The sequence below is a fragment of the Burkholderia sp. EMB26 genome (assembly GCF_024730645.1).
GTDB lineage: Bacteria > Pseudomonadota > Gammaproteobacteria > Burkholderiales > Burkholderiaceae > Burkholderia > Burkholderia cenocepacia.
The window spans coordinates 620,863-635,808 of the sequence record NZ_CP078071.1; the positions used below are offsets into that span (position 1 = coordinate 620,863).

A 14,946-nucleotide genomic window follows, 5' to 3' on the forward strand; every position below is an offset into this window, starting at 1 on the left:
GCGCTGCGCACGCATGCGCGCGGCTGCCGAATTGATGATGGGCACACGCCGTGCGACGTCAGCCCCAGTACGCCTGTCCGCCGTCGAGCGGCAGCGTCGCGCCCGTCAGATACGCGGCGTCGCGACTCGCGAGAAACACGATCGCGCGCCCGATGTCCTGCTCGCAATCGCCGACGCGGCCGAGCGGGATCGTGCGGAAGAACGCGGCCGCTTCCTGTGGATGCGCATCGATCCAGCCTTTCAGGCCCGGCGACAACGCATGCGGCGCGACCGCGTTCACGCGGATGCCGTCCGCGCCCCATTCGCATGCGGCAGCGCGCGTCAGCGCACGAATCGCCTGCTTGGTCGCTGCATACGCGCCGTAACCGGACGCATCCCAGCGCACCGCGGCCGACGACGCGAAATTGACGATCACGCCGTCGCCCTTCAGATGCGGATGGCACGCGCGCATCATCCGCAGCGTCGCGATCGGCCCCGATTCGAGTCCCGCCAGAAAATCCGCGTCGCTCACGTCGAGCAGGCGGCCGAGCGGCACGACCTGCGCGTTGTTGATCAGGATCTGCACGCCGCCGCACCGCTCGACGACGGCCTCGACGCACCGCGCGATCTGCGCGGCGTCCATCACGTCGCAAACGAACGCGTCGGCCAGGCCGCCGCGCGCACGGATCGCTTCGCACGTCGCGAGCAGCTTGTCGCGCGTGCGGCCGACCACCGCGACGTGCGCGCCTTCGGCGGCGAGCGCATGCGCGACGCCCTGGCCGACGCCCTGCCCCGCGCCCGTGACGAGCGCGACCTTGCCGTTCAGGATGCCCATGCGTGCTCCTTTAGGCGACGATCGCCGGATGGGCCTGCACCGGCCCGCCGAGCAGTTCGCGGTACGACGGCGGCTGCTTGCCGTCGAGATCGGCGATGCCGTATTGCAACGCGGCTTCCGCACCGACGAGCACCTGCCCCGACAGCGCCATGCGCCGCGGATCGTCGTGGATCGCATGAATCACGCGGCCCGTGAATTCCGGGCTTTCGGCGACGAGCGAAAACTCCTTGTACAGATCCGGATGTTCTTCCCATACGCGCGTCGTGCGCTCGGTGCGCAGCGGCCCCATCCAGATCGACACGGCCGCGACGTCGAAGGGCTTCAGGTCGACGGCCATGTCCTTCGCGAACTTGTCGACGCCGGTTTTCTGCGCGCCGTACGCCGCGCCGTGCATGTAGCAGCTCGCGCCGAACGACGACGTGAACGCGATCAGCCCGCTGCGGCGCTTCGCCATCAGCGGCGCCGCGTGCCAGCTCGCGACGTACGCGGAGCGCAGCCCGACGTCGAGGATGTTCACCAGATCGAGCGATTTCTCCCAGAACGGGCCGGGCAGGATCAATTGATCGTGCAGGTAGGTCGCGTTGTTGACGAGGATGTCGAGCCGCCCGCCGTCGCGCTCGACACGTTCGAACAGCGCCTTCACCTGTGCGTCGTCCGCGTGGTCGCAGGCCACCGCGATCCCGCGGCCGCCGAGCGCGTCGATCTCGCGTGCGGTCTCGTGAATCGTGCCGGGCAGCGGCGCATCGCCTTCGCGCTGCGAGCGGCCCGTCACGTAGACGGTCATGCCGGCCGCGCCGAGCGCCCGCGCGATACCCTTGCCGGCACCGCGCGATGCGCCCGTCACGACGGCAACCGGCGCATCGTGGTTCTGTGTCATGTTCGATGTCTCCTGTGGAAGGTTCATCACGCAGCCGGCGGCTGCGCACCGGCGAACAGCACGCCCGGCGCGTCGCCTTCGTAGCGGGCCGACAGCGTCGACGTGACCACGCAACGCGTGGCCGCGATCTTCCATTCGCCGTCGACCTTGCGATACACGTCGTCGTAGGTCGCGCCGAGCTGCGTGAGCGTGCGCGCGTGCGTGTCGATCATCTGGTAATGCAGGCCCCACGTGCCGCGCGCATGCGTGTCGTCGATCACGATGATGTCGGGATTCACGCCGTGATGCATTTCAACGATGTGCGGATGGCAGCCAAGCCGCTCGAATACGTCGACGAGCGCGTCGCGCGTGTCGAACGTGCCGATCCGGCCGTAATCGATCTGCACGGGGCCGGCCACGAAGCAGTCGCGCATGCCCTGCCGATCCTTGCGGTCGCAGCACGTGAAGTAGCGCGCCTTCAGCCGGCGGATCGCATCGGCGTCCTCGAGCCTGCGCACGCGCGTTTCCAGCGATTCGATGAGGGTCATCCCGTCTCCTTGTTCGGTGCCCGCGCGGTTCGAAGGCCGCGTCGATGCCACGTTACCGCCGCGCGCTGCGCCGGCCATCACCCGTTCGGATGAAGCCGGCGCTTCGTCGAAGCAGCGCCGCGCGCATGCGCACGCGGCTTTCGTCCGAACAGACGATGTGATGCAGGCGGCCTCGTCCCTACCATCGAACGACATCACCACGAGACACGCCGATGGACGACACGACCCGCACGCTCCACGAATACGAGCAGATCCGTCAGTTGAAATACCGGTATTTCCGCGCGATCGACACGCACGACTGGACGCTGCTCGCGGCGTGCCTGACCGAGGATTGCGAGGCGCGGCTGTATGGCGGCCGGTATGCGTACGACGGCCGTGACGCCTTCGTGTCGAGCCTGCGCGAACTGATCGGCAAGCCGACCTTCCTGACGATGCATCACGGCCATCACCCGGAGCTCACGCTGGTGTCGGCCGAGCACGCATGCGGCATCTGGTTTCTCGAGGATCACGCGATCAATCTCGACGACGACTACCTGCTGCACGGCACCGCGTTCTACGACGACCAGTACGTGAAGCGCGACGGCGTATGGCGCATTCATGCGACGCGCCACGAGCGGTTGTTCGAAACCGTCACGTCGCCGATTCCACCGTCGTTCACGCTGACCGCGAACCGCTTCGCCCCCGGTGCGCATCGAGCGGCCGGATCGACCGAAGCCGCTTCCTGAACCGCGGCGGCCACGCCGCCGCTCCCGTCATTCCCTTTCCGGAGCCGGAACCATGGAGAAAGTCATTTACGTGTTGTGGCGCGATGCACAGGTCGCGCCCGATCAGTGGAGCCGCGGCGTACGCGCGCAGCTCGCCGACCGGCTGCTGTCGCTCGGCGCGCACGGCGTGCAGGTGAACGTCGCCGATGCCGACGTCGCACCCGCCGCCGGCCTGAAGCAGACCAACACGCACCCGGGCATCGACGGGATCGTCGCGGTATGGGTCGACAGCGCGAACGCGATGTTCCGCCAGCCGTTCGACGACGCGGTGCGCGCCGTGGTCCCGCACATGGCCGCGTATCTCGTCACCGAGTCGCAGCCGATTCCGAACACGCGCTTCCCCGCGCGGCCCGGCGAGCGCACGACCGGTTTCTCGCAGCTCGCATTCCTGAAGCGCCCGCCGCGCCTCACGCACGAAGCGTGGCTCGACGTGTGGCACGGCCATCACACGCGTGTCGCGATCGATACGCAGGACAATTTCCTGTACGTGCAGAACGTCGTCGTACGTGCGCTCACGCATGCGGCGCCCGGCTACGACGCGATCGTCGAGGAATGCTTCCCGGCCGCCGCGATGACCGATCCGCACGCGTTTTTCGATGCGGTCGGCGACGAGGAGAAGTTCCAGCGCAACGTGGCCGAGATGATGGACAGTTGCGGGCGCTTCATCGATTTCGACAAGATCGACGTGGTGCCGACGAGCCAGTACGTCGTGAAGGCCGTGCGCGGGTGACGTGCCAGGCTCGGGCAGACAAAAAAAAGCCAGCCCCGCGGGGCTGGCTTCGTGCTTCGGGTCGGACGACGATCAGAACTGGTTCATCGTGTTGTCCTTGCCCGCGGCCTTCAGCGCCGCTTCGCCGCTGAAGTACTCCTTGTGATCGTCACCGATGTCCGAACCGGACATGTTCTGGTGCTTCACGCAGGCGATGCCCTGACGGATTTCCTTGCGCTGCACGCCGGCCACGTAGCCGAGCATGCCCTGGTCGCCGAAGTATTCCTTGGCCAGGTTGTCGGTCGACAGCGCGGCCGTGTGGTACGTCGGCAGCGTGATCAGGTGATGGAAGATGCCTGCTTCACGCGATGCATCGGCCTGGAACGTACGGATCTTCTCGTCGGCCAGTTGCGCCAGTTCGGTCTCGTCGTATTCCACGCTCATCAGCTGCGCGCGGTCGTAAGCCGACACGTCCTTGCCCGCTGCCTTCATCGCGTCGTACGCCTGCTGACGGAAGTTCAGCGTCCAGTTGAACGACGGGCTGTTGTTGTACACCAGCTTCGCGTTCGGGATCACCTTGCGGATCTCGCTGACCATGCCGCCGATCTGTGCGATATGCGGTTTTTCGGTTTCGATCCACAGCAGGTCGGCGCCGTTCTGCAGCGACGTGATGCAGTCGAGCACGCAACGCGCTTCGCCCGTGCCGGCGCGGAACTGGAACAGGTTGCTCGGCAGGCGCTTCGGACGCAGCAGCTTGCCGTCGCGCTTGATGACGACGTCACCGTTGCCCAGCTGGTCGGCCGACAGTTCCTCGCAATCGAGGAACGAGTTGTATTGATCGCCCAGGTCGCCCGGCTGGTTCGTCACGGCGATCTGCTTGGTCAGGCCGGCGCCCAGCGAATCGGTACGCGCGACGATGATGCCGTCGTCCACGCCCAGCTCCAGGAATGCGTAGCGGATCGCGCGGATCTTCGCGAGGAAGTCCTCGTGCGGCACCGTGACCTTGCCGTCCTGGTGGCCGCACTGCTTCTCGTCCGACACCTGGTTTTCGATCTGGATGCAGCACGCGCCCGCTTCGATGAACTGCTTGGCCAGCAGGTAGGTCGCTTCCGCGTTGCCGAAGCCGGCGTCGATGTCGGCGATGATCGGCACGACGTGCGTGACGTGGTTGTCGATCTTTTGCTGGATCGCGGCCTTGGCGGCCGCGTCCTTCGCGGCATCCAGTTCGCGGAACAGGCCGCCCAGCTCACGGGCGTCGGCCTGGCGCAGGAACGTGTACAGCTCCCGGATCAGCGCGCTGACCGAAGTCTTTTCGTGCATCGACTGGTCCGGCAGCGGGCCGAACTCCGAGCGCAGCGCGGCGACCATCCAGCCCGACAGATACAGGTAGCGGCGTTCGGTGCTGTTGAAGTGCTTCTTGATGGAGATCATCTTCTGCTGGCCGATGAAACCGTGCCAGCAACCCAGCGACTGCGTGTACTTGGACGGATCGGCATCGTACGCGGCCATGTCGGCGCGCATGATCTTCGCCGTGTACTTCGCGATGTCCAGGCCGGTCTTGAACTTGTTCTGGGCACGCATGCGGGCGGCATATTCGGGGCTGATGGCATTCCACGCGCTGCCGTGGTTTTCCTTCAAACCAGCCACTGCCTTGATGTCGTCTTGATATTGGGACATGTCTATCTCCTGGGAACGAAGCGCATTTGAGTAAAGGGTTCAGCGTGCCCGCCGCGTGTGACGAAGCGAACTGCATGGACTCAATAGTAATCCCGTCCAGCGAAATTTCGGTCAAGTCTTATATAAGACATAAGATATAAATTTCTGTTGTTTTTCAATGAGATAGCCAGGCGTTTTTGCGATGCAAAACACGGTTTCAAGCGGCGGTAAAACGCGGCGACAGGAATCCGGCGCGTATCCCGCAATACGAAATGCCCTTTCGGCTGCTGAAGAACGACATGCCTGGGCCGCGGTCGGGCAACGACGAGCGCGCCCCCTTTGTCACAGCCATGACAAAACGTCTATACTTGGACAATTCTTTGATCCGCGCGCATCGGCGCGCCGGCCTGCCTGCTCCGGAGCAACATGAACGACTCGCCCGTTTTCGACACGCTGTGCGAACTGCTGAATACCGCCGGCGCGCGTTTCCGCGTGCTCGAGCATCCGGCGGAAGGCAAATCCGACGCGATCGCCGCGCTGCGCGGCACCCGTCCCGAACAGGGCGCGAAGGCGATGCTCTGCACGTTCAAGGATGGCGGCGACGCCACCGCGCTCGCGGTGATTCCCGGCCACCTGAAGATCGACTTCCGCAAGGTCGCCGATGCGCTCGGCCGGCGCAAGGCGACGCTCGCGTCGCCCGACGTCGCGGCCGCCGTCACGCGCTGCGTGATGGGCGCCGTGCCGCCGTTCGCATTCGATTCGAACGTGACGCTCGTCGTCGATCCCGCACTGGTCGAACACAATGACGAGATCGCGTTCAACGCGGGCCGGCTCGACCGCTCGGTCGTGCTCGACGCGGCCGACTACGTCCGGATCGCGCGCCCGCTGCTGGCCGACATCACGCGATCGGAAACGACGGACACCCCGGCTCCCCAGGACCACGCATGAGCACGAACGACACACCGCGGCCATCGGAACAGGCCTCGCTGATCGAGCAGGTGCAGCGCATCGCCGAAGGGCTCGGCGCGATGTTCGCGCCGTTCACCGAGGTCGTCGTGCATGACCTGCGCACGCCGGAGCACGCGATCCTCGCGATCCACAACAACCTGTCCGGACGCGCGGTCGGCGATCCCGCGACCGAGCTCGGCCTCGCCCGCATCGCCGACGACGATTTCCCGCAGGTGCTCGCGAACTACCCGAACCGCTTCGCCGACGGCCGCACCGCGAAAAGCACGTCGATCGGCATCAAGGATTCGACCGGACGCTACGTCGCCGCGCTGTGCCTGAATGCCGACGTCACGCTGTTCCGCGGCTTCCAGGGCATGCTGAACCAGTTCTGCCGCACGGACGGCGAGACCGTCGTCGAAACGCTCGACCCGGCCGGCGCGGACGCGATCCGGCAGCGCATCGACGCGTTCGCGACGCGCCTCGCGACGACGCCGCGCGAGTTGAAGACCGACCAGCGCCGCGAGCTGATGCAGACGCTGAAGGCCGACGGCTTCCTCGAAGTGCGCCGCGCGATGGAAATCGTGTCGCAGCATCTCGGCGTCTCGCGCGCCACCGTCTACAACGATGCGAAGTGACGCCGCGCGCCCTGCCGTCCCGTATCGAATTTCCCGTTGACTGACCTTTTCGACCTCTAGCGACCATGAACTCTCCGACTCTCCCCACGTACGACGACGTTGCCGCCGCCGCGGCCCGGCTCGAAGGCCATGCGCACCGCACGCCGGTGATGACGTCGCGGACGATCGACGACGCGCTCGGCGCGCAGGTGTTCTTCAAGTGCGAGAACCTGCAGCGCATGGGCGCCTTCAAGTTCCGCGGCGCGTTCAATGCACTGTCGCGCTTCAGCGCGGAACAGCGCCGGCACGGCGTCGTCGCGTTCTCGTCGGGCAACCATGCGCAGGCGATCGCGCTGTCGGCGCGCATCCTCGGCATTCCGGCGACGATCGTGATGCCGCGGGACGCACCGGCCGCGAAGATGGCCGCGACGCGCGGCTACGGCGGCAACGTCGTGACCTACGACCGCTACACCGAGGATCGCGAGCAGATCGGGCGCGAGCTCGCGGAGAAGCACGGGCTCACGCTGGTTCCGCCCTACGATCACCCGGACGTGATCGCCGGCCAGGGCACCGCGGCCAAGGAACTGTTCGACGAAGTCGGCCCGCTCGACGCGGTATTCACGCCGCTCGGCGGCGGCGGCCTGCTGTCGGGCACCGCGCTCGCCACGCGGGCGCTGTCGCCGCACGCGAAGCTGTACGGCGTCGAGCCCGAAGCCGGCAACGACGCCCAGCAATCGTTCCGGTCCGGCACGATCGTGCACATCGACACGCCGCGCACGATCGCCGATGGCGCGCAGACGCAGCACCTCGGCAACCTGACGTTCCCGATCCTCCGCCGCGACGTCGACGACATCCTGACCGCGACGGACGCGGAACTGGTCGACTGCATGCGCTTCTTCGCCACGCGCATGAAGCTCGTCGTCGAGCCGACCGGCTGCCTGTCGTTCGCCGCCGTGCGACGGATGAAGGATGCGCTGCAGGGCAAGCGCGTCGGCGTGGTGATCAGCGGCGGCAACGTCGATCTCGAGAACTTCTGCGCGCTGGTGTCGGCACCGGCCTGACCGTCGCGGCGCGCATGAAGATCCTGTCATGCGCGCGCCGCCGACCCTTCACGTCGCGTTAAGTTTCGCGCCCTAGACTGATTACGTCGTCCTGAAGTCAGTCGTGAAGGAGTCGCCATGAATACGCACGCGATCGTCGCCGCCGCCCTGGCGGCCGCTTCCCTGTCGGCGTTCGCTCAACCGGGCGTGACGTCATCCGGTTTTCCCGCCGCATCGCCGGCCCCCGCAGTCGCGCAAGCGACGCACCGTTCGCCCGCCGCGTTGCCGCCCGTCGGCTTCGTGTTCGCGAAGATCGATCAGAACAATACGCCGCCCGATCGCGGCGGCGACCCGGGCGGCCGCACGCACGCCGGCACGCATATGTAACGACACGCGCCGGCCGCCGGCATTCAGAACGACGGCAGCGACGGATCGCGGGCGGCGAGGATGTCGTCGGTGCGCCGCTGCAGCGCGCCGTCGAGCGTCTCCGGTTGCGGAATCAGCCAGTAGCGCCCGGCGCGAATACCGTCGAATACCCGCTCGGCGAACGCGTCGGGCGTGAGCCCGTGTGCGTTCAGCATCGTGCGCATCGTGTCGACGAAACCGCGCACCTCGGGCCGGTCGTGCGCGGCGCCGAACGGATCGTTGAAGATGCCCGACAGCACGGGCCCCGGCGCGAGCAGCGACACGCCGACCGGTGCGCCGAGCATCTTCAGTTCGCCGTACAGCGATTCCGTCAGCGCGACCACCGCGAATTTCGTCGCCGAATACGGCGACATCAGCGGGCTCGGCAGGAAGCCGCCGACCGATGCGGTGTTCACGACCCGCGCCGGCGCGTTGCGTTCGAGCATGCGCGGCACGAAACTGCGAATCCCGTTCAGCACGCCGTGCACGTTGATCGCGAAGCTGCGCTCGAAGCGCTCCGGCGTGATTTCCCAACTGAAGCCGGTCGCCATCACGCCCGCGTTGTTGAACAGCAGGTCGACGCCGCCGAAGCGCCGCCATGCGGCTTCGGCCAGCGCGTCGACGGCTTCCGGCCGGCTGACGTCGGTCGGCACGCACAGCACGTCGGTGTCGAGCGTCGCGGCGAACGCGTCGAGTTTCGCCGGATCGAGATCGGCCAGTACGACGCGCATGCCGAGCGCGGCCGCGTGGCGTGCCAGCCCGCTGCCGATGCCGCTGGCCGCGCCGGTAATCACGGCGGTGCCGCCGTCGAAGCGAATCGAATCGGTCATGTCGGTCAACGTCCTGTCGGGTCGGATGCGCGGCGCTGCGCGAGCGTGCACTGGCCGGCGAGGAACCGGCTTCGGGTGTCGGTCATGATGTCTCCTGTCATCGAGTGCGGGCCGTTCAGCTCGAACCCGCGATATCCACACGGTGCAATACGCGCCCGGGTTCCGCCTCGCCCGTTTGAACGAGATCGCGCACGCGAGCGGCAGGTTCGAACGGGAAACTGTCGAGGAAAGCGCGGCCCGCGCAACGCGCCGAGCCGGTTCCGGCTCGAGGGCACGCGCTCGCCCCGTTTCGTCAGACCAGACGCACGGCCCGCGCGCATGAAACGAAAGGATCCGGAAAGCTGACGCGGGACAATGACGTTTTTTCGCATCCGCAGGCAGCCGGACGATTGACGTGCGCGAGCGCACGCCATTACCCTTGCGCGCTGATGGTTCCCAGGGATGGGATCAAAAGGGAACGCAGGCGAGGCAACGCCTCGAAGCTGCGGCTGCCCCCGCAACTGTGAGCGGCGAATCCGTGCCACCGCATGCCACTGGGAAACCGGGAAGGCCCGCACGGATGACGACCCGCGAGCCAGGAGACCTGCCATCGACCCGAGGTCCAGGCAGCCGCACCGGGCGGGGTGTCCCGATGCGCCAGGCACCGCCCCCGGGTGGTCGCCCGTTGCATGGACGACCCGACCTCAGGATCCACCAGATGTCCATCGTTCCCGAATCCGCTTCCCGGCCGGAAGCGTCGCACCGACACGCCGTCGGCATCCGTTGCTTGTCCGCCCTCCGCTCACGATCGCCGTACCCGCTACTCGCTTTGTCCCGCCGTCTCATGAACCTTCGTCACCTGCTCGCCACGTCCGCCGCCACCGCGCTGCTTTCCCCGCTCGCCCATGCGGCCGGCGACACGGCGCCTGCGCAGCCCGCCGGGCCCGCGGAAGGGGCGGACCTGCCGACGATCAGCGTGACCGACACGCGGCACCTGCCCGAATCGTTCGACCGGCGCTACGCGTCGACCCAGGTGCTCACGCGCGACGATCTCGACCGGCTGTCGCCGGCCGACCCGAGCATCACGCAGGCGCTCGCGACGCTGCCGGGCGTGACCGTCACGCAGAACGGCGGGCCCGGCTCGTCCGCGTCGGTCAGCATCCGCGGTTCGTCGGCGAGCCAGGTCGCCGTGTTCATCGACGGCATCCGGATCGGCTCGCCGACCACCGGCATCGCGCCGTGGGCCGACCTGCCGACCGACGCGTTCGAGCGCGTCGAGGTGATCTCCGGGCCGGCCGCCGCGTCGTTCGGCAACAACGCGATGGGCGGCGTCGTGCAACTCTTCACGCGCCGCGCCGCCCAACAGCCGAACCAGACCACCGTGTCGTTCGGCGGCGGCACGAACAAGACGTTCGACACGCGGTTCCGCACGTCGGGCACAGTGCCGTCGACGGGGCCGCTGGCCGCGCTCGGCGGGCTCACCTATTCGCTCGGGCTGCACGACTACAACACGGCCGGCATCGACGCGACGCGGCCGTTCTTCTACGGTCACGAAGACGGCCGCAATCCGTATCACGCGCAGGATCTCGACGCGCGGCTCGGCTATGCGCGCGACAACTGGTCGATCTCGACGTTCGCGCTGTACCACCGCTCCGACCTGTCCTACGACAACAGCGGCTACGCGAATCGCGAGCTCGATCACCAGCTGACGACCGGCGTCGCGTTCCATCTCGACATCACGCCCGATACGCAATTCGACCAGTCGTTCGGTTATGCGAACGACCGCCAGTTCATCTATGCGGACAACCCGGCCCTCGCGACGGACCAGATCAATTCGCAACGCATCAGCACGTCGACGTCGCTGACCCATCAGGCGCACGGATTTCATCTGTTCGGCCTGCCGCTGTCGGGCGAATCGAAGCTCGCCTACGATTTCACGCGCGAACAGGCATTCCTGCCGGTCGACATTCCCGGTGGCGTACCGACGCGCAACGATTCCGCGTTCTCGCTGCACCAGTCGGCGACGCTCGGCAGCGTGACGATGTTCGTCGCGGGTCGCCACGAGATCGTCGCCGGGCAAGCGGTGAACACCGGCAACGCCGCGCTGTCGTGGGCGATCACGCCGGTCTACACGGCGCGCGTGTCGTACGGCAATGCATTCCGCCTGCCGACGTTCAACGACCTGTACTATCCCGGCTACGGCAATCCGAGCCTCAGCCCGGAACGCAGCACGTCGGTCGAGGCCGCGCTCGACGCGAACACGGCGTACGGCACCTTCACCGCGGCGATCTACGATACGCGCGTCAACAACCTGATCGCCTACAACCCGGCAACGTTCTCGCCGATGAACATCGGCCGTTCGCACATTCGCGGCATCGACCTGTCGTACAAGGGGACGATCGGCCGTTCAACGCCGGTGAGCATCGCGGTCGGCATCCTGAATCCGCAGGACGAGACCAACCAGACCTGGCTCAGCCGCCGGCCGCGCCAGACGGTCAGCCTGAACGTCGACCACACGTGGGACGAATTGAAGCTGCATGCGCTGAGCACGGGCGCGTCGCTGCTGTACGGCGGTTCGACGTTCGACGATCCGGCCAACCGGCAGTATCTGGCGTCGTACCTGACGGTGAGCCTGCGCGCGTCGTACCGGATCAATTCGCACCTGACCGTGTCGGCGTCGCTGTCGAACCTGTTCGACCGGCAGTACATGACCGCGTACGGCTACAACACGCTCGGGCGCACCGCGTTCGGCAAGGTCAGCTATACGTTCTGACGAGCTCACGCATCCGCATGAAGCGCCACGCCGGCACGCGCGGAAAATTGACATCGCGGCCAAACCTAATAGAATTAGTTTTTTGACTAATCCGCATAGCATTCGTCATGGCGCGTGCCGGCATTACCGTGGACAAGCTCGTCGAAGCCGGCGCGCGGCTCGCCGATGAAACCGGCTTCGAGCTGCTCACCGGCGCGGCGCTCGCGCGACATTTCGACGTCAAGCTGGCGAGCCTGTATTCCCATATCCCGAGCTTCGACGATCTGAAGAGCCGGATCGCGCTGTTCGCGCTGCAGGAGCTGGCCGATCGCGCCACCGACGCGCTGGCCGGCCGCACCGGCAAGGACGCGCTGGCCGCGCTCGCGAACGTCTATCGCGACTACGCGCGGGCGCATCCGGGCCGCTTTGCGGCCGCGCGCCATCCGGTGAGCGCCGAACGGGCCGCCGAAAGCGCGGGCGGGCAGCTCGTCAGGATGACGGCGGCGGTGCTGCGCGGCTACGACCTGCCGGAAACCGAACAGGCGCACGCGATCCGTCTGCTCGGCGGCTTCTTCATGGGCTACGTGACGCTCGAAAGCGCCGGCGGCTTCTCGCACAGCGCGCCGGATTCCGACGCGTCGTGGTCGCGCAGCCTCGATGCGCTCGACGTGATGCTGCGTCACTGGCCGTCGGCCGCCTGACGCACCGAACGGAACCCGAGCGATGAAAGACAAACCCGACGGCGTCGTACTGCCGAGCCGTGTCGTTCCCTTCCCGACCTCGATCAGCGACGAAGCACGCGCCGCGCTGCAACGCCTGACCGGCGACGACGGCGTGCCGCTGAACGCGTTGCACGTGATGCCGGCCCCGGACGATATCGACGCGTGGATGCGCGTGAAGGCCAGCGCCGACGCACATTACGCGGCCGCGGTCGAGCAGCTCGCCGGCTATCTGCGTTCGAGCGTCGAGACGATCCGCGTCGGCGATGCGGACGTGCATGTCGCGACACCGGAAGCCGAGGCTTCCAGCGCCTATGCGACCATCGACCTGCACGGCGGCGCGCTGGTCGTCGGCGGCGGCGCCGCGTGCCGTGCCGGCGCGCAGATGCAGGCCGACCGGCTCGGCGTGCGCTGCTACGGCGTCGACTACCGGATGCCGCCCGAGCATCCGTATCCGGCCGCGCTCGACGACTGCATCGCGACCTATGCCTACGTGCTGGAGCGCTACGCACCGGAACACGTCGTCATCGGCGGCCGTTCGGCCGGCGGCAATCTCGCCGCCGCGATGGTGCTGCGCGCCCGCGACGAGGGCCTGCCGCTGCCGGCCGCGCTCGTGCTGCTGTCTCCGGAAGCCGACCTGACCGAATCCGGCGACAGCTTCGAGACCAACCGCCTGGTCGACGTCGTGTTGCCGGGGCCGCTGATGGCGAACAATCTGCTCTACGCGAACGGCGCCGATCTCGCGCATCCGTACCTGTCGCCGCTGTTCGGCGATTTCGCCGCCGGCTTCCCGCCGACCTTCATCCAGAGCGGCACGCGCGACCTGTTCCTGTCGAACGCCGTGCGCCTGCATCGCGCGTTGCGACGCGCGCAGGTGCCGACGGAGCTGCACGTGTTCGAGGGGATGCCGCACGGCGGATTCATGGGCGCGCCGGAGGATATCGAGCTGAGCCAGGAAATCGCGCGCTTCGTGCACGCGCACCTGCACGCATCGAATGGAGCCGGCGATGAATAGAAACGCACCCGGGAACGACATCGGCATCGGCCGGGATCGCTGCGCTGCCCCGCGCGTCTAGATCAGTCCGCGCACGCCCGCGACCAGCTGGATCGCGCCGAATCCCGCGACGATCGCCGCCGACACGCGCGACAGCCCGTGCATGAACCCGAACGACAGCTTCGTGCGCAGCGCGGCGCTCGTGGTGCTCAGGCACAGCCACCACATGGCCGAACCGATGAACACGCCGGCGACCATCGATCCGACGGTGGCCTCCATCGCGCCTTCCTGCGTGTCCGGCAGCGGGCCGAGCGCCGCGAAGATCCCGACGAACGACACGATCGTCATCGGGTTCGACAGCGTGAGGCCGAACGTCGTCAGGAAATCGCGCAGGACCGTCGTACGCGGCAGCTCGCGTTGCCCCGCCGGCGCGGCCGGCGCCTGGCGCGCGATGGTCCACGCGAGCCAGACGAGAAACGCGCCGCCGCCGATTTTCAGGGCGACGGTCAGCATCGGGAACGCGGTGACGAGGCCCGCAACGCCCAACGCGCCGAGCAGGCCGTAAATCGCGTCGGCGCATGCGGCGCCGATGCCCGTCGCGAATCCCGCCTGGAAGCCGCGGCTCAGGCTGCGCTGAATGCACAGCATGCCGATCGGGCCGACCGGCGCCGCGATCGACCACCCCATCACGACGGATTTGATGAACAGCATCGCCTGCCCCTTGCAGCATCCAGTGGATCGAACAGGCATCGTAGGGAAAGTCCGGCCCCCGCTGAATACGGTTTTTAAGGAAAAATAGGCACTCCACCTTAAAAACGCCCGCCGCGATGGACGATCTGGACTGGAAGATACTGGCGCTGTTGCAGGACAACGGACGCATCAGCTATACGGAGCTCGCGCGCCAGGTCCATCTGTCGGTGCCGGCGGTGACGGAACGCGTGAAGCGCCTTGAAGCCGCCGGCGTGGTCGAGGGCTACATCGCGCGGATCAACCCGTCCGCGGCAGGCTATCCGGTGAGCGCGCTGATCGGCATCACGGTGCAGCAACCGGCGAAAGCGAAGTTCCTGAAGCTGCTGGAGACGATTCCCGAAGTCGTCGAATGCCATCACGTGACGGGGGCGGATTCGTACGTGATGCGGTTGGTCGCCGTCAGCATGGCTCATCTCGAACAACTGATCGAACGCATCAATCTGTACGGCGAAACGCGCACGTCGATCGTGATGTCGACGCCGCTGCCGGCGCGCGGGCTCGCACGGCCGCCGTCGAAGCCCGGCGACACGCGCAGGTAGCGGGCCGCGGTTTCAGGCTCCATCGCCGG

The 14,946-nt window shown here is 67.1% G+C and carries 16 protein-coding genes and 1 riboswitch; of the genes, 10 read left to right on the top strand and 6 right to left on the bottom strand.

The features are described 5' to 3' along the window. Positions 1-58: 58 nt before the first annotated feature. From KU887_RS19450 to KU887_RS19460, 3 genes are read right to left on the bottom strand one after another with little or no spacing between them, the layout of a single operon-like run. The gene (locus tag KU887_RS19450) at positions 59-814 is read right to left on the bottom strand and encodes an SDR family NAD(P)-dependent oxidoreductase (RefSeq protein WP_060211139.1); all 756 of its coding nucleotides are present in this window, start codon (positions 812-814) and stop codon (positions 59-61) included. Between the two features lie 10 nt (positions 815-824). Continuing rightward, positions 825-1,691: an SDR family NAD(P)-dependent oxidoreductase gene (locus KU887_RS19455; RefSeq protein WP_060211140.1), complete on the bottom strand. Its 867-nt coding sequence runs from the start codon at positions 1,689-1,691 to the stop codon at positions 825-827. Between the two features lie 26 nt (positions 1,692-1,717). After that, on the bottom strand, positions 1,718-2,218 hold the full coding sequence (locus tag KU887_RS19460) for a nuclear transport factor 2 family protein (RefSeq protein WP_258257306.1): 501 nt from the start codon (positions 2,216-2,218) through the stop codon (positions 1,718-1,720). A 212-nt stretch (positions 2,219-2,430) separates the two neighbouring features. Here KU887_RS19460 and KU887_RS19465 point away from each other — a divergent pair, with 212 nt between their 5' ends. Together KU887_RS19465 and KU887_RS19470 are read left to right on the top strand one after the other, a co-directional pair. After that, the gene (locus KU887_RS19465; RefSeq protein ID WP_258257307.1) at positions 2,431-2,943 is read left to right on the top strand and encodes a nuclear transport factor 2 family protein; all 513 of its coding nucleotides are present in this window, start codon (positions 2,431-2,433) and stop codon (positions 2,941-2,943) included. Between the two features lie 52 nt (positions 2,944-2,995). Beyond that, positions 2,996-3,712 carry an EthD domain-containing protein gene (locus tag KU887_RS19470; protein ID WP_048988234.1) on the top strand — a complete coding sequence of 239 codons (717 nt, stop codon included), beginning with the start codon at positions 2,996-2,998 and terminating at the stop codon, positions 3,710-3,712. 72 nt (positions 3,713-3,784) lie between these two features. On the opposite strand, the gene KU887_RS19475 is transcribed toward KU887_RS19470, so the two are convergent. Further along, positions 3,785-5,368 (bottom strand): isocitrate lyase, encoded by a 1,584-nt coding sequence (locus KU887_RS19475; RefSeq protein ID WP_006483004.1) that lies wholly within the window; start codon positions 5,366-5,368, stop codon positions 3,785-3,787. Positions 5,369-5,773: 405 nt separating this feature from the next. Here KU887_RS19475 and KU887_RS19480 point away from each other — a divergent pair, with 405 nt between their 5' ends. The 4 genes from KU887_RS19480 to KU887_RS19495 all read left to right on the top strand — a co-directional run bounded on the left by KU887_RS19480 (position 5,774) and on the right by KU887_RS19495 (position 8,336). After that, positions 5,774-6,295, top strand: coding sequence for a YbaK/prolyl-tRNA synthetase associated domain-containing protein (locus KU887_RS19480; RefSeq protein WP_006483022.1), 522 nt, complete (start codon positions 5,774-5,776; stop codon positions 6,293-6,295). Next, positions 6,292-6,930, top strand: a complete 639-nt coding sequence (locus KU887_RS19485; RefSeq protein WP_048988232.1) for a transcriptional regulator — start codon at positions 6,292-6,294, stop codon at positions 6,928-6,930. The genes KU887_RS19480 and KU887_RS19485 overlap by 4 nt, the downstream gene beginning before the upstream one ends. 65 nt (positions 6,931-6,995) lie before the next feature. Further along, a complete protein-coding gene (locus KU887_RS19490) occupies positions 6,996-7,970 on the top strand; it encodes a threo-3-hydroxy-L-aspartate ammonia-lyase (protein WP_258257311.1) in 975 nt (324 codons plus the stop codon). 117 nt (positions 7,971-8,087) lie between these two features. Next, on the top strand, positions 8,088-8,336 hold the full coding sequence (locus KU887_RS19495) for a hypothetical protein (RefSeq protein WP_006483063.1): 249 nt from the start codon (positions 8,088-8,090) through the stop codon (positions 8,334-8,336). A 23-nt stretch (positions 8,337-8,359) separates the two neighbouring features. Here the strand turns inward: KU887_RS19495 and KU887_RS19500 are convergent, their stop codons facing one another. Next, positions 8,360-9,184, bottom strand: coding sequence for an SDR family NAD(P)-dependent oxidoreductase (locus tag KU887_RS19500; RefSeq protein WP_006483043.1), 825 nt, complete (start codon positions 9,182-9,184; stop codon positions 8,360-8,362). A 412-nt stretch (positions 9,185-9,596) separates the two neighbouring features. Continuing rightward, a riboswitch (cobalamin riboswitch) is annotated at positions 9,597-9,790 on the top strand. A gap of 217 nt (positions 9,791-10,007) precedes the next feature. Between KU887_RS19500 and KU887_RS19505 the strand changes: the two genes are divergently transcribed. The 3 genes from KU887_RS19505 to KU887_RS19515 all read left to right on the top strand — a co-directional run bounded on the left by KU887_RS19505 (position 10,008) and on the right by KU887_RS19515 (position 13,649). Continuing rightward, a complete protein-coding gene (locus KU887_RS19505; protein WP_006483015.1) occupies positions 10,008-11,936 on the top strand; it encodes a TonB-dependent receptor domain-containing protein in 1,929 nt (642 codons plus the stop codon). 128 nt (positions 11,937-12,064) lie between these two features. Beyond that, entirely contained in the window at positions 12,065-12,616 is a 552-nt protein-coding gene (locus KU887_RS19510; RefSeq protein WP_226245071.1) for a TetR/AcrR family transcriptional regulator, read from the top strand. A gap of 22 nt (positions 12,617-12,638) precedes the next feature. Beyond that, on the top strand, positions 12,639-13,649 hold the full coding sequence (locus KU887_RS19515; RefSeq protein ID WP_058903151.1) for an alpha/beta hydrolase: 1,011 nt from the start codon (positions 12,639-12,641) through the stop codon (positions 13,647-13,649). Between the two features lie 57 nt (positions 13,650-13,706). On the opposite strand, the gene KU887_RS19520 is transcribed toward KU887_RS19515, so the two are convergent. Further along, the gene (locus KU887_RS19520) at positions 13,707-14,339 is read right to left on the bottom strand and encodes a LysE family translocator (protein WP_124675836.1); all 633 of its coding nucleotides are present in this window, start codon (positions 14,337-14,339) and stop codon (positions 13,707-13,709) included. A 116-nt stretch (positions 14,340-14,455) separates the two neighbouring features. Between KU887_RS19520 and KU887_RS19525 the strand changes: the two genes are divergently transcribed. Further along, on the top strand, positions 14,456-14,917 hold the full coding sequence (locus tag KU887_RS19525; protein WP_059722747.1) for an Lrp/AsnC family transcriptional regulator: 462 nt from the start codon (positions 14,456-14,458) through the stop codon (positions 14,915-14,917). Positions 14,918-14,946 lie beyond the last annotated feature (29 nt).